Source organism: Kitasatospora sp. MMS16-BH015, assembly GCF_002943525.1.
Taxonomy (GTDB): Bacteria; Actinomycetota; Actinomycetes; order Streptomycetales; family Streptomycetaceae; genus Kitasatospora.
Genome location: NZ_CP025394.1, coordinates 2,165,809 through 2,179,770, shown reverse-complemented (window position 1 = coordinate 2,179,770; position 13,962 = coordinate 2,165,809). Strand labels below are relative to the sequence as shown.

Sequence of the window (13,962 nt, the reverse complement as noted above, 5' to 3'; positions counted from 1 at the left end):
GGTCAGGGCAGCCGGACGAGTCCGAGCCCGCGCAGCAGGCCGAGCTCGTCGAGCCGCCCCCAGCGCTCGGTGATCCGGCCGTCGCGGACGCGGAAGATGTTGATGCCGGCCAGTTCGAGGGTGCGGCCGGTCGCGGGGACGCCGAGCAGGGTGCCGCGGTGCACCCCGCTCGCGGTGAAGTGCTCGACCACCAGGTCGTCCTCGCCGATCAAGAGGTGCTGGTCGCTGTGCCAGTCGGGGCAGGCGGCCCGGAACATCGCGGCGGCGGCCCGCATCCCCTCGCGGTCCGCGCTCGCGCCGAGCGGCGGGTCGTGGTTGACGAACTCCTCGGCGAGGTAGTCGTCCACGGCACTGAGGTCTCCCTCGGTGAACAGCGCGTCGATGAACGCGCTCACGGTCTTCTTGTTCGTGTCGATGGTGTCCATGACCTCAGTCTTGGACGGCGGCCGGGCCGCCGGTACCCCAGGAACCTGGGGTTCGGCGGCCCGGCCGGGTGGGTCAGGCCTTGCGGAGCTGGAAGCTCAGGCCCAGGCCCTCGTCGGTGAAGGTCTCCGACTCCCAGTCGGCCGCGCCGGCGGCGAAGTCGGTGGCCAGCACCTCCTCGGCGACCAGGTGGCCGTGCTCGGCGATGGCCTCGGCGGTCTCCTCGGCCGTGCTGCGCCAGCGCAGGACGATGCGGTCGGCGACGTCCAGGCCGGAGTTCTTGCGGGCCTCCTGGATCTGGCGGATGGCATCGCGGGCGACGCCGAGCCGCTTGAGCTCGGGGGTGATCTCCAGGTCGAGGGCGACGGTGGCGCCGGCCTCGTTGGCGACGGCCCAGCCCTCGCGGGGGGTCTCGGTGATGATGACCTCCTCGGGGGAGAGGGCGATCTCCGAGCCGTCCAGCAGGACCGTGGCGGTGCCGGTGGCCCGCAGGTCGGCCGCGAGGGCGGCGGCGTCGGCGGCGGCGACCACCTTGGCCACGTCCTGGACGCCCTTGCCGAAGCGCTTGCCCAGCGCCCGGAAGTTGGCCTTGGCGGTGGTGTCCACCAGCGAACCGCCCACGGTGGCCAGGGATTCGAGCACCGAGACGTTGAGCTCCTCGGCGATCTGCGCCCGCAGGTCGGCCGGCAGCTCCTCCCAGCCCTGGGCGGCGATCAGCGCGCGGGAGAGCGGCTGACGGGTCTTCACACCCGATTCCGCGCGGGTCGAGCGGCCGAGCTCGACCAGGCGGCGGACCAGCGCCATGTGCCGGGAGAGGTCGGTGTCGATCAGCGTCTCGTCGGCCACCGGCCAGGAGGCCAGGTGCACGGAGAGCGGGGCGTCCGGGGCGACCGGGACGACCAGGTCCTGCCAGACCCGCTCGGTGATGAACGGGGTGAGCGGGGCCATCAGGCGGGTGACCTTCTCCAGCGCCTCGTGCAGCGTGGCGAGCGCGGCGGCGTCGCCCTGCCAGAAGCGGCGCCGTCCCCGGCGGACGTACCAGTTGGAGAGGTCGTCGACGAAGCCGGAGAGCAGCTTGCCGGCCCGCAGGGTGTCGTACGCCTCCAGGGCGGCGTCCACCTCGCGCACCAGCGTGTTGAGCTCGGAGAGCACCCAGCGGTCCAGCTGCGGACGGTCGGCCGGGGCCGGGTCCGAGGCCGAGGGAGCCCAGCCGGTGGTGCGGGCGTAGAGGGCCTGGAAGGCGACGGTGTTCCAGTAGGTCAGCAGCGTCTTGCGCACGACCTCCTGGATGGTGCCGTGGCCCACGCGCCGCGCCGACCAGGGCGAACCGCCCGCGGCCATGAACCAGCGCACCGCGTCGGCGCCGTGCTGGTCCATCAGCGGGATGGGCTGCAGGATGTTGCCCAGGTGCTTGGACATCTTGCGGCCGTCCTCGGCGAGGATGTGGCCCAGGCAGACCACGTTCTCGTACGAGGACTTGTCGAACACCAGGGTGCCGACGGCCATCAGGGTGTAGAACCAGCCGCGGGTCTGGTCGATCGCCTCGGAGATGAACTGCGCGGGGTAGCGCTTCTCGAACAGCTCCTTGTTCTGGTACGGGTAGCCGTACTGGGCGAAGGGCATCGAGCCCGAGTCGTACCAGGCGTCGATCACCTCGGGCACGCGCACGGCGGTGCCGGCGCACTCGCGGCAGTCGAAGGTGACCTCGTCGATGTACGGGCGGTGCGGGTCGAGGCCGCTCTGGTCGGTGCCGGTGAGCTCGGAGAGCTCGGCCAGCGAGCCGACGCAGGTCAGGTGGCCCTCGTCGCAGCGCCAGATCGGCAGCGGGGTGCCCCAGTAGCGGTTGCGGGAGAGCGCCCAGTCGATGTTGTTGTTCAGCCAGTCGCCGAAGCGGCCGTGCTTGACCGTCTCCGGGTGCCAGTTGGTGGCCTCGTTCTCCCGGATCATCGCGTCCTTGACGGCGGTGGTCCGGACGTACCAGGACGGCTGCGCGTAGTAGAGCAGCGCGGTGTGGCAGCGCCAGCAGTGCGGGTAGCTGTGCTCGTACGGGACGTGCTTGAAGAGCAGGCCGCTCGCCTTGAGCTCGGCGACCAGGGTCTCGTCGGCCTTCTTGAAGAAGACCCCGCCGACCAGCGGGACCTCGGCGGCGAAGGTGCCGTCGGCCTCGACCGGGTTGACCACCGGCAGGCCGTACTTGCGGCAGGTCGCGAGGTCGTCGGCGCCGAAGGCCGGGGCCTGGTGGACGATGCCGGTGCCGTCCTCGGTGGTGACGTAGTCGGCGTTCAGGACGTAGTGCGCGTCTTCGATGGCGACCAGCTCGAACGGGCGGCGGTAGGCCCAGCGCTCCATCTCGGCGCCGGTGAAGGACTCGCCGGTGGTCTCCCAGCCCTCGCCGAGCGCCTTGCCGACCAGCGGCTCGGCGACGACCAGGCGCTCGGTGCCGTCGGTGGCGACCACGTAGGTCACCTCCGGGTGCACGGCGGCGGCGGTGTTGGAGACCAGCGTCCACGGGGTGGTCGTCCAGACCAGCAGCGCGGCGGTGCCGGCCAGCGGGCCCGAGGTGAGCGGGAAGCGGACGAAGACCGAGGGGTCGACCACGGTCTCGTAGCCCTGGGCCAGCTCGTGGTCGGAGAGGCCGGTGCCGCAGCGCGGGCACCAGGGGGCGACGCGGTGGTCCTGGACCAGCAGGCCCTTGTCGAAGATCTGCTTGAGCGACCACCAGACCGACTGCACGTAGGACGGGTCCATGGTGCGGTAGGCGTCGTCCAGGTCGACCCAGTAGCCCATCCGCTCGGTCAGCTCGACGAAGGCGTCGGTGTAGCGGGTGACGGATTCGCGGCACTTGGCGTTGAACTCCGCGATGCCGTACTTCTCGATGTCCTGCTTGCCGGAGAAGCCGAGCTCCTTCTCCACGGCCAGCTCGACCGGGAGGCCGTGGCAGTCCCAGCCGGCCTTGCGGGCGACGTGGTAGCCCTTCATCGTGCGGAAGCGCGGGAAGACGTCCTTGAAGACGCGGGCCTCGATGTGGTGGGCGCCCGGCATGCCGTTGGCGGTGGGCGGGCCCTCGTAGAAGACCCACTCGGGGCGGCCCTCGGACTGCTCCAGGCTGCGCTGGAAGACCTGCTGGTCCTTCCAGAAGCTCAGGATCTGGTGCTCCAGCGCGGGCAGGTCGACCTGCGCGGGGACGGGGTTGTAGGTACGCATCGGCGTCTACCTCCGGCGGATGGTTACGGGATCCGACGGAGGGACGAGACGGCATGCCGCCCCGCGGTACCACCCTCCTTGGCCGCGTCCAGCTCGTGCGGCCCGCTCTTTGGGCTTGCGACCGGGTCTAGTAGGCCCTGGCTGGGCCGTTCTTCCGGCGGCTCCGGGGTGATCTTCCCGCCGCGCTCACCCCCGGGCTCGCACCACCCCCGGGTCGCTCCTGGCTGCGTACGTCGGTACTCGTCCCATCTGCGCCTTGCGGGCACCAGTGTAGTGGTTAGCCGATGACGATCTGGGCACATTTTGGTCAGCACCCGAGTGGTGCGGCCACCGCCTTCGGTATGTCCCATTGTGACCGGATTTGATAGGGATTATCGTTCCGGCACCGGAGATCACCGGGAACCGGTGGTCCGATTCGTTCGTGAATGAGGTCGAAGCCATGACGGAGAAGCCAACCGGCGCGGGCACCGCCACGAAGCCGGCACGCAAGGTCGTGGCGAGCGACTCAGGGGAGGGGACCGTGAGCACTACACGGCGTAAGACCGGCACCACCGGGCGGGTGGCGGCCACCAGCCGCACCCACACCAGCGCGGGCACCGGCGCGAGGGGCGGGGCCGAGTCGGTGGACCCGGCGGAGCTGCCCGTCCAAGCAGGGGAGGAGCCCTGGACGGCGGCCGAGGTGGCCGAGCTGCACGCCGAGCTGGTCGGCGACGTGGCGCAGCTCACGGCTGAGATCGACGCCTCCGAGGCGGCCATCACCGGCCTGATGCGGGACTCCAACGACGGGGCCGGCGACGACCAGGTCGACGCGGGCACCAAGAACATCAACCGGGAGAGCGAGGTCGCCCTCGCCAACAACGCCCGGGACGCGCTGGCCCAGACCGAGCGCGCGCTGGCCCGGCTGGAGAGCGCGAGCTTCGGCCTCTGCGAGTCCTGCGGCAAGGCGGTGGGCAAGGCCCGGCTGCAGGCCTTCCCCCGGGCGACGCTCTGTGTGCCGTGCAAGTCCAAGCAGGAGCGCCACTGACGGGGTGCGAGCCCACGGGGTCGGGTGCCGTACGCTCGACCCCGTAACGTCGGCCCCCCTTCCCTCTGCCCGCTCACGGGCGGGCGGGAGCCCCAATGGCAGCGGAGCGGATCATCAGTACGCCAGGTTCCCCCCAGACCCAGGACGACGCCGTCCCGACTCCGGTTTCGGAGAATGACGTGAGCTCCGCCCCCGTGAAGCGCCGCCGGGTCGGCGTCCTGCTGGTGATCGCGATCCTCGCCTACCTGATCGACCTCGGCAGCAAGCTGCTGGTGGTCGCCCGTCTGGAGGGCAAGCAGCCGATCGAGGTGATCGGCGACGTGGTGACCCTCCAGGTGATCCGCAACGCCGGGGCCGCCTTCGGCATGGGCCAGGCGATGACCATCGTCTTCACCATGATCGCGGCCGCCGTGATCGTGGTGATCTGGCGGATCGCCCGCCGCCTCTACAGCCTGCCCTGGGCGATCGCGCTCGGCCTGCTGCTCGGCGGGGCCTTCGGCAACCTCACCGACCGCCTCTTCCGCGCCCCCGGGATCTTCCGCGGCCACGTGGTGGACTTCATCTCGGTGCAGCACTTCGCCGTCTTCAACCTGGCCGATTCGGCCATCGTCTGCGGCGGCATCCTGGTCGTCCTGCTCTCCTTCCGGGGCAGCAACCCGGACGGCTCCACCCACCAGGCGCCCAAGGCGGACGCCGGGGAGTGAGGGCGCGGCGCTGCGGTCCGGCATACTCGTACGGGTGAGTACCGCAGCGCAGACCCGCAGCCTCCCCGTTCCCGACGGCCTGGAAGGCGAGCGCCTCGACGCCGCCCTGGCCCGGATGTTCGGCTTCTCCCGCACGAAGGCCGCCGAGCTGGCCGCCGACGGCAAGGTGACCATCGACGGTACCGTGGCGGGCAAGTCCGACCGGGTGGTGGCCGGCTCCTGGCTGGAGGTCGAGATCCCCGCCCCCGCCGCGCCCGTGCAGCTCGTGGCCGAGCCCGTCGAGGGCATGCGGATCATCCACGACGACGAGCACATCGTGGTGGTCGACAAGCCGGTCGGCGTCGCGGCCCACCCCAGCCCCGGCTGGACCGGCACCACCGTGATCGGCGGCCTGGCCGCCGCCGGCTACCGGATCTCCACCTCCGGCGCGGCCGAGCGCCAGGGCGTGGTGCACCGCCTGGACGTGGGCACCTCCGGCCTGATGGTGGTCGCCAAGTCCGAGCGCGCCTACACCGACCTCAAGCGGCAGTTCCACGACCGCGTGGTCGAGAAGAAGTACAACACCCTCGTGCAGGGCCACCCGGACCCGATGAGCGGCACCGTGGACGCCCCGATCGGCCGCCACCCCAGCTCGGACTGGAAGTGGGCCGTCACCCGCGACGGCAAGGCCTCGGTGACCCACTACGACCTGATCGAGGCGTACCGGGCGGCCTCCCTGCTGGACATCAAGTTGGAGACCGGCCGCACCCACCAGATCCGGGTGCACATGTCCGCGCTGCGCCACCCCTGCGTCGGTGACCTCACCTACGGCGCCGACCCGACGCTGGCCAAGCGGCTCGGCCTGACCCGCCAGTGGCTGCACGCCGTCTCGCTCGGCTTCGAGCACCCGGCGGACGGCGAGTGGGTGCAGTTCGACAGCGAGTACCCCGCGGACCTGCGCAAGGCGCTCGACATCATCGCCTCGGAGAGCTGAGATGACCGTCTCGATCCGTGTGGCCGAGGGCGAGGCCGACCTCGCCCTGGTGCACGCCGTGCGCCGGGAGGTCTTCATCGTCGAGCAGGAGATCCCCGAGGAGCTGGAGTGGGACGACCTGGACGCCACCTCCGAGCACCTGCTGGCCGTCTCCCCGGAGGGCACCCCGCTGGGCACCGCCCGGCTCATCCACGGTGAGCAGGCGCTGGCCCAGACCGGCGGCATCGCCGGCCGCGTCCTGCTCGGCCGGCTAGCCGTGGTCAAGACCGCCCGCGGCACCGGGCTCGGCGCCGCCCTGGTGCGGGCGATCGAGCAGGCCGGGCTGGCCCGCGGCGCGACCTCGCTGGAGCTGCACGCCCAGGTCCGCGCGGGCGGGTTCTACGAGCGGCTCGGCTACCAGGCCGAGGGGCCGGTGTACGACGACGCCGGCATCCCGCACCGGACCATGGTCCGGACGTTCTGAGCGTCCGCGGCGTCTTGCAGAGGTGAATTCTCGGTGGCACCGTCCTGATGGGGCGGTGCCACCGTCGTTCCGGGGAGGGAAGCATGACGGGGCTGGGAGAGTACGAACCGCTGAGCGACCGTGAGGTCGTGCTGCGCCGGCCGGTGCCCGGCGACGCCGCCACGGTATTGGCCGGCACCCGGGATCCGCTGATCCGGGAGTTCATGCAGGGTGTCTTTCCCCACGCGGACGAGGCCGCCGCCGCGCACTGGATCGAGACCGTGCCGCCGCTGCTCTGGGCCGAGGGCCGGGCCGCCTACTTCACCGTGGAATCCGAGGGACTGCCGGTCGGTTGGGGAGAGTTGACGGGCATTCGACGGGAGGAGGGCACGGCCGAGGCCGCGGTCTGGCTGCTGCCCGCCGCACGGCGGATGCGCACCGCCACGGCGGCGTTGCGGCTGGTCTGCCGCTACGGCTTCGAGCAACTGACCCTGCGGCGTATCGACGCGTACGCGGCAGCGGATAACATGCCCGTCCAGGTGGTCGGAGCTTTCATCGGATTCCGGCGTGCGGGTTTTTACCCAAGCCTGTTCCGCAGCTCGCGCACACACCGGTTGCACGATGCGGTCCACGCCACGCTCGTACCCGATGACCTGTGCTGATGCCTGGAAAGCCGGTGGGGAGGCGGGGTGCCGCAGCCGCCCGGCGGGGTGCAATTGGGTAAAACGCGGGGCGCGGTATTAACTGCCCAATCCGAACTCGCGTCTTCCCGAAATGACAATTCTCCTGCCCGAACGGGCAGAGCAGGAAACCGCCCGAGCACGGGCGGAGGAGGGGGTCGGCATGCCTGACACGGAGGAGCAGCAGCCTGGCGGGGCCAATGGGCCCGGAGTCCGGCTGAGTCTCGGTGGCGAGCAGCTGCCCGAGGGGCGGACCGAGCTGCTGCTCGGCCCCGACGGCGCGCTGCGCGTCGAGCGGCTGACGAAGCACCGGCACACCACCCGGCTCGGCCGGGTGGACGCGGCGCTGACGGTGCGCCTGCTGGCCGCGCTGCGCGCCGCCGGCCCCGGGCTGACGGGCGGGGAGGCGCCGGCCGGCGCCGCCACGCTGCGGGTCACCGGGCTGCTGCCGGGAGGTGACGCGGTGTGGGCCGAGGGCACCGCCGCGCCGCTGCCCGAGGTGGCCCGGGTGCTGGAGGCGCTGGCCGCCCAGGCGCTCGACCCGGCCGACCCGAGCACGCTGGCCGCACCGGCTGCCGCGCTCGGCGCCACCCGGCACGAGCCGGTGGCCCCGCAGGCCAAGGCCGTGATCGGCCGGATCGAGGGCCGGGCCGCGTACGCCATCGCCGAGACCGGCCAAGGCTACGGCCTGGCCGACCTCGACACCCGCGAGTCGCTCGGCAGCTCCGGCCCGGACGCCGGCCTGCTGCCCACCTCGGTGGCGCTGGCCACGGTGGGCGGCCGCGAGCTCTTCGCCGTCGGCGCCGAGGACGGCGCGGTGCAGGTCTGGGACGCCGTCAGCGGCGCCCTGCTGCACGGCACCTCGGGCGGCGAGGGCGCCCAGGTGGTCGCCGCCGGCCTGGTGGCCGAGGTGCCGCTGGCCTTCTCCGCCGGAGCGCAGGGCGACATCCGCGCCTGGCGCGCCGAGGACGGCCGCCCGCTCGGCCTGCTCGACGTGGACGGCGCCGGCGCCGCCGCGCTCGCCTACGCGCACTGCGCCGGGGTGCACCTGCTGGCCGCGGCCGGCGAGGACGCCGTGGTGCGGGTCTGGGACGTCTCCTCCGGCCAGCGGATGCACCTGCTGGTCGGCCACCGGGCCCGGGTCACCACCCTGGCCGTGCTGACCCTGGGCGACCAGGCGCTGCTCGCCTCGGCCGGCCAGGACGGCGAGATCCGGCTCTGGGACCTCGCCACCGGCCTGCCGCACGCCGTGCTCACCGGCCACTCCGCCACCGTCACCGGCCTGGCCTTCCTGGAGGTGGACGGCGCCCCGCTGCTCGCCTCCAGCTCGCTGGACGGCACCGTGCGCACCTGGAGCGTCTACGAGGGCGAGGCCAAGCACGGCTGGCCGGCCGGTACCGGCTGGGTCACCGCCGTGGCCGCCGTCACCATCGGCGAGACCCCGGCCGTGGTGACCGGTGACGAGCACGGCCGGATCGCCCTCTGGCACCCGCTCACCGGCGCCGCCCTGGGCACCCACGACCTGGGCCTGGCGATCAACGCGCTCTCCATCACCGAGCTGGACGGCCGCCCGGCCCTCGCCGTCGGCCACGCCGACGGCAGCCTGCGGCTGATCGACGCGCTCAGCCGCAGCGAGGTCTGGGCGCTGGCCGCCACCGGCGGCCCGGTCACCGGACTGGCCGTCAGCGAGGGCGTGCTGGTCTGCGGCACCGCCGCCGGGGCGGTCCGCTGCCACGCGCTGCGCACCGGCGCCCAGCTCTCGGTGCCCACCCCGCACACCGGCCCGGTCACCGCGCTCGGCTTCGGCACCGAGGGCGCGGACGGCGCCCCGGCGCTGCTCGCCTCGGCCGGGGCCGACGGCACGGTGCGGCTCCGTCAGGCGCTGGACGGCACCCCGCTGGTGCAGTTCACCGCCCACCCCGGCGGGGTGAGCGCGATGGCGCTCGGCGTGGCGGACGGCCACCGCCTGCTGGCCACCGGCGGCACCGACGGCGCCGTCCGGCTCTGGGACGCGGCCAGCGGTGGCGCGGGCCCGGTGCTCGACGGCCTCGCGGTGCCGGCCGAGACGCTGGCCTTCGGTGTCTCCGGCGGGGTGCCGGTGCTGGTGGCCGGTGCGGCCGACGGCACGGTGCTGGTCTGGGGCGTGCGCGACGGCGCCCGGGTCGCCTCCTTCGAGGGCAGCGGCAACGCCGTGCGCGCGCTGGCCGTCCAGGACCTCGACGGCGAGGTGCTGCTCGCGGCCGGTGACGATGCCTCGACGGTGCGGCTCTGGCACCTGGCCAGCGGCACCATGCTGAACGAGGCTGAGCTGGACCGGGCCCCGCTCGCCATCTCCTTCGGCGAGGCCGGGCTGCACGTGGTCGGCGTCGACGGGCCGACGCTGCTCTGACGCCCACTCAGTAGGAAACCCAGGACCCACGGACGCGGGTCGAGCTGTCTCGGCCCGCCGTCCGGCGGTTCGTCATGCCTTGAATCAAGTCGACAAGTCTCTTTATACCCACTGCTTTGTATCCACTGTCTGAACTGTCTGAGGGGAAACGCCGTGGCCGGAGCGTCGTTCCAGATCGATCTCGACGAGGTCGAGTCCGCCGCCAAGCTGATCAGAAGCATGCTCGACGACCTGGAGGAGCCGACCAACCACCTGGAGGCGGTGGTCAAGCAGGTCAAGCCCACCGTCTACGGCGCCGACCTGCTCGGTGACGCGCTGGTCGGGAAGACCTCCGCGCTCGGCGGGGTCGGCGACCACCAGCAGCAGGTGCTGGAGGGCATCCGCACCTTCCTCACCACCTCGGGCATCGTCGCCGCGAACCTGCTCAAGATGGCGCAGAGCCACCGCGACACCGACGACCAGAACTCCCAGGACCTCCACAAGATCCTCCGGGACGGCGGCACCCCGCCGGTCGGCGGCCAGGTCACGCCCCCCGTGCCCGCTCCGGCCCCCACCCCGGCCCCGGCCCCCGCACCGGCCCCGACCGACCCGGGCTATGTCGCGCCCAAGGCACCGACCCTCGACTACAACCACCCGGTGCCGCCGGTCGAGCGTCCCCCTGCCGGTGGCGGCGGCGGTCCGCACCGCTCGGAGATTTGACCGTCCCCCGTCCCCACCCCGCCCGCAGCACCTCCCCCCGGCCGTCCAGAAAGTGACGCATCACCATGATCGAGCTGCCGTCCGAGCTCAACGACGTCCTCAGTACCGTTCAGAAGAACGAGAACGGCAAGGACATCAAGTTCCCCAGCGGCAACGAGGACGTGCTCGCCGACCTCGCCGCCGCCTGGGACGGCTGGAACAAGGTCGCCGAGACCCGGATCCAGACCATCATCAACGCCGCCCGGCGCGCGATGGAGAGCATGTCCGGCCCGGCGGCCGAGCAGTTCGGCGCCTACCTGCAGAAGTACGCGGGCCGGGACGACTCGTTCGCCCCCGCGATGCTGGTGGCGGGGAAGGCGATGGCCACCAACCTGCACGGCTCGGTGCAGGCGGTGACCGAGACCAAGACCGAGATGATCCGGGAGCTGCAGTACGCCAAGACGTACATGGCGCAGCACCCGGAGGGCAAGCACGGCGACGCCGCGCAGTCCGAGGGCGTCAAGACCGCCGCGCAGACCTACCACACGTACATCGGCCAGGTCGGCAGCGGCGTGGACAGCATGCTGCGGCAGAGCGCCGGGCACGTGGAGACGATGACCGGTGCGAGCAAGTCCGCCGCGCTCGGCGGTGGTGGCGGCGCCGGTGGGGCGGGCGGCGCGGGCGGCCCCGGCAGCGGCGGCCTCGGGATCGACGGGCTCGGCGGGCCGGGCGGCGGCGACGGTGCCGGTGGGGCCGGGGGCGGAGCCGGCGGGGGTGACGGTGCCGGTGGGGCCGGTGGTGGGGCCGGTGGCGGTGCGGGCCACGGCGGTGCCGGTGGTGGTGCGGGTGGGCACGGCGTGCCCAAGATCCCGCACATGCCGGTGCCCAAGCTGCCGGGTCAGGACGGCCACGGCGGCCCGGGCGGCTCGGGCCTGAACATGGGTCACGGGCCGGCCATCAAGCCGTTCACCCCGCCGCCGTTCAAGCTGCCGACCATGCCCGGGGTCGGCCCCGACGGCAAGCCGCTGTTCGGCACCGGCAGTTCGTCGCCGGGGCTGACCCTGGCCGGTCTGAGCGGGATGGACAACAGCTTCGGCGGCGCGGGCGGCGGACTCAGCCCGTTCGGCGGCGCGGGCGGCGGCCTCGGCGGGCTGGGCGGCGGCGGTGGCGCCGGTGGCGGCCTCGGTGGCCTCGGCGGTGGCGGGCTCGGCAGCAGCCTGGGCAGCTCGCTCGCCGGTGCCGCCAGCGGCCTGGGCGGCCTGGCCGGGTCGGGCGGTTCGCTGGCCGGTGCGGGTTCGGCCGCCGCGCGGCTCGGCGCGCGTTCGGGTACGGCCGTGGGCACCGCTGCCGGCGCGGCGGGCCGTCCCGGCGCCTCGGGCATGCACGCCCCCGGCGGCCTCGGCCGGGGCGGCGGCGGTGGCAAGAAGGACGGCAAGGGCGCCAACCGCTTCCTGCGGCCCACCCGGTTCGGCTGCGAGGGCGAGGAGGAGGAGCCCGCGCTGCGCGGTGACCGCGGCATCCACGGCCAGGCCACCGAGCTGGACGGCAAGGACAAGAACTGGCACAAGATGCGGCAGCGCTGGCTCGACGAGGCCCGCACCACCGAGGCCCTACACGCACCCGAGCCGGAGGCCGAGGCGGCCCCCGCGACGGGCGCGGAGAACCCGTTCGTGGCGGCGCTGGCCCAGGCGATGGGTGGCGGCAGCGGGTCCGGCGAGGGCTCCGGTGACGGGGCGTCGGGTGAGGGTGGCTCCGGTTCCGGCGCTGCCGATGGCGGTGCGGCGGGCAAGGAGACCTCTTCGTCCTCGTCCTCGGCCGGGTCCAGCCCGGAGAGCTCCGGTTCGTCTTCCGGCTCCTCGGGTTCGTCCTCCGGCTCGTCGAGCGAGGACGACGCGTACCTGGACCGGGCCCGTTCGGCCGCTGCCAAGCGTGGCCGCCCCGAGGAGGCGGCCCCCGCCGCTCCGGCCACGCCCGCCGCAGCTGCGGCTGCCGCCGCGGGCTCCAAGCCCAAGATCCACGAGGAGGGCGGGTACCAGGTGCCCAGCCCGTTCCTGCGAGCCGCCCTGGCCCGGCTCGCCACGGGGGACGGGGCCTGACGGCTCCCGCAGCACCCCGGCTCCACCCCCCACAGCTTCCCCAGTTGACGAGGACCCCTGATGAGCAGTCAGTACCGTGACGACACACCAGCCCGCGAGGAGCGGGACGGCTACCGGGTCGAGGAGATGCCCGCCTCCGTCCCCCGCGAGATGTACCGGACCGAGGAGATCCCGGCCATGCCCCGCGAGGGCTACCGCCTCCCGGAGGAGCCGGTCTTCACCCAGGCCGAGACGCCTGCGTACCGGGTCGGTACGGCGATGCCGATGGGTGAGGGCGAGATGCCTGCGTACCGGGTGGGTACGGCGGTGCCGATGGGTGAGGGCGAGATTCCTGCGTACCGGGTGGGGACGGCGGTGCCGATGGGCGAGGGCGAGATCCCGGCGCAGCATGTGAGCGCGGGGGTGTCGATGGGCGAAGGCGAGATGCCTGCATACCGGGTGGGGACGGCGATGCCGCTCGGTGACGGGGAGATGCCCGCGCGCATGATGCCGCGGGAGGGCACGGTGCTGGGGGCTCCGATCGAGTCGGTCCCGGCGGAGTCGGCGATGGCTAGGGGGATTCCCGCGCACGAGGTGGGGAGCCCGATCTCGGAGGCGCAGACGGCGCGGATCCCGGCGCAGCAGGGGATCCCGGCGACCGATCCGTTCGGTGGGCCGGTGGAGCCGGCTCAGGTGGCGGCGGTGCCCAATGAGCAGGGCATGCCGATCGCTTCGGAGCCGGCGCAGCAGGGGATTCCCGCGCACGAGGTGGGGAGCCCGATCTCGGACGCGCAGCAGGCCGCCCTGGGCAACGTGACCCCGGCGATGCCGACCGAGGCCGGGGTGCCGAAGCAGCAGGGGACGCTTCCCGATTCGGTCGCGCGCAGTGCCGCCGCGCAGAACCAGCCCGTGGGCGGCAGCGGCGGTGGCGGGGGAGCGGGTGACGGCTTCCAGGTCAACGTCGACCAGTACAAGTCGGCGGTCAACCCGATGCTCTCCGCAGCTGAGCAGATCGCCGAGCTCGGCAGCACGTTGACCTCCTTCCTCAGCAGCCTGGAGTCGAACGCCCCGTGGGGCAAGGACGAATCCGGCAAGCAGTTCTCCGAGGGCGAGAAGGGCTACCTGCACTACAGCGAGCAGAGCCAGAAGGGCATCAAGACCCTGGCCCAGCGGCTCCAAGGCGTTGCCGAGAACCTCAAGGAGATGGCCGCCGGCTACGACGGCTCGGAGCTGTTCGCCAGCGGGAGCTTCGCCGGTGGTGACGGCGGATCCGGCGGCTCGGGCGGTATGGCCCCGCCTCCTGGATACACCGCGCCCGCCCCGCACGTGCCTTACAACCCGCGCCCCACGACCGGAAAGCACTGACGCAC

The 13,962-nt window shown here is 73.0% G+C and carries 11 protein-coding genes; 9 read left to right on the top strand and 2 right to left on the bottom strand.

What is annotated here, in order from left to right:
- Nucleotides 1-2: 2 nt before the first annotated feature.
- The gene (locus CFP65_RS09340; protein ID WP_104815669.1) at nucleotides 3-425 is read right to left on the bottom strand and encodes an ester cyclase; all 423 of its coding nucleotides are present in this window, start codon (nucleotides 423-425) and stop codon (nucleotides 3-5) included.
- Nucleotides 426-498: 73 nt separating this feature from the next.
- A complete protein-coding gene (gene ileS / locus CFP65_RS09335; protein ID WP_104815668.1) occupies nucleotides 499-3,627 on the bottom strand; it encodes an isoleucine--tRNA ligase in 3,129 nt (1,042 codons plus the stop codon).
- 520 nt (nucleotides 3,628-4,147) lie between these two features.
- Between ileS and CFP65_RS09330 the strand changes: the two genes are divergently transcribed.
- From CFP65_RS09330 to CFP65_RS09280, 9 genes are all read left to right on the top strand, one after another.
- Nucleotides 4,148-4,651, top strand: coding sequence for a TraR/DksA family transcriptional regulator (locus tag CFP65_RS09330; RefSeq protein ID WP_254552299.1), 504 nt, complete (start codon nucleotides 4,148-4,150; stop codon nucleotides 4,649-4,651).
- 95 nt (nucleotides 4,652-4,746) lie between these two features.
- On the top strand, nucleotides 4,747-5,355 hold the full coding sequence (lspA, locus tag CFP65_RS09325) for a signal peptidase II (RefSeq protein WP_104815666.1): 609 nt from the start codon (nucleotides 4,747-4,749) through the stop codon (nucleotides 5,353-5,355).
- Between the two features lie 34 nt (nucleotides 5,356-5,389).
- Nucleotides 5,390-6,328: an RluA family pseudouridine synthase gene (locus tag CFP65_RS09320; RefSeq protein ID WP_104815665.1), complete on the top strand. Its 939-nt coding sequence runs from the start codon at nucleotides 5,390-5,392 to the stop codon at nucleotides 6,326-6,328.
- A gap of 1 nt (nucleotide 6,329) precedes the next feature.
- A complete protein-coding gene (locus tag CFP65_RS09315) occupies nucleotides 6,330-6,791 on the top strand; it encodes a GNAT family N-acetyltransferase (RefSeq protein ID WP_104815664.1) in 462 nt (153 codons plus the stop codon).
- Nucleotides 6,792-6,874: 83 nt separating this feature from the next.
- The gene (locus CFP65_RS09310; protein WP_158702110.1) at nucleotides 6,875-7,432 is read left to right on the top strand and encodes a GNAT family N-acetyltransferase; all 558 of its coding nucleotides are present in this window, start codon (nucleotides 6,875-6,877) and stop codon (nucleotides 7,430-7,432) included.
- A 181-nt stretch (nucleotides 7,433-7,613) separates the two neighbouring features.
- Complete coding sequence (locus tag CFP65_RS09305; protein ID WP_104815662.1) at nucleotides 7,614-9,839, top strand: WD40 repeat domain-containing protein; 2,226 nt, start codon at nucleotides 7,614-7,616, stop codon at nucleotides 9,837-9,839.
- A gap of 153 nt (nucleotides 9,840-9,992) precedes the next feature.
- Nucleotides 9,993-10,538, top strand: coding sequence for a hypothetical protein (locus CFP65_RS09300; protein WP_104815661.1), 546 nt, complete (start codon nucleotides 9,993-9,995; stop codon nucleotides 10,536-10,538).
- A 65-nt stretch (nucleotides 10,539-10,603) separates the two neighbouring features.
- The gene (locus CFP65_RS39945; protein WP_158702109.1) at nucleotides 10,604-12,613 is read left to right on the top strand and encodes a hypothetical protein; all 2,010 of its coding nucleotides are present in this window, start codon (nucleotides 10,604-10,606) and stop codon (nucleotides 12,611-12,613) included.
- A 60-nt stretch (nucleotides 12,614-12,673) separates the two neighbouring features.
- A complete protein-coding gene (locus CFP65_RS09280; protein ID WP_104815659.1) occupies nucleotides 12,674-13,957 on the top strand; it encodes a hypothetical protein in 1,284 nt (427 codons plus the stop codon).
- Nucleotides 13,958-13,962: the final 5 nt, after the last annotated feature.

What these genes read in the sequence shown, in the direction of transcription:
- CFP65_RS09310 (WP_158702110.1), top strand. Translation starts at nt 6,875, where the DNA reads ATGACGGGGCTGGGAGAGTACGAACCGCTGAGCGACCGTGAGGTCGTG.
- CFP65_RS09305 (WP_104815662.1), top strand. Translation starts at nt 7,614, where the DNA reads ATGCCTGACACGGAGGAGCAGCAGCCTGGCGGGGCCAATGGGCCCGGA.
- CFP65_RS09280 (WP_104815659.1), top strand. Translation starts at nt 12,674, where the DNA reads ATGAGCAGTCAGTACCGTGACGACACACCAGCCCGCGAGGAGCGGGAC.
- CFP65_RS09340 (WP_104815669.1), bottom strand. Translation starts at nt 425, where the DNA reads ATGGACACCATCGACACGAACAAGAAGACCGTGAGCGCGTTCATCGAC.
- CFP65_RS09315 (WP_104815664.1), top strand. Translation starts at nt 6,330, where the DNA reads ATGACCGTCTCGATCCGTGTGGCCGAGGGCGAGGCCGACCTCGCCCTG.
- CFP65_RS39945 (WP_158702109.1), top strand. Translation starts at nt 10,604, where the DNA reads ATGATCGAGCTGCCGTCCGAGCTCAACGACGTCCTCAGTACCGTTCAG.
- ileS (WP_104815668.1), bottom strand. Translation starts at nt 3,627, where the DNA reads ATGCGTACCTACAACCCCGTCCCCGCGCAGGTCGACCTGCCCGCGCTG.
- lspA (WP_104815666.1), top strand. Translation starts at nt 4,747, where the DNA reads ATGGCAGCGGAGCGGATCATCAGTACGCCAGGTTCCCCCCAGACCCAG.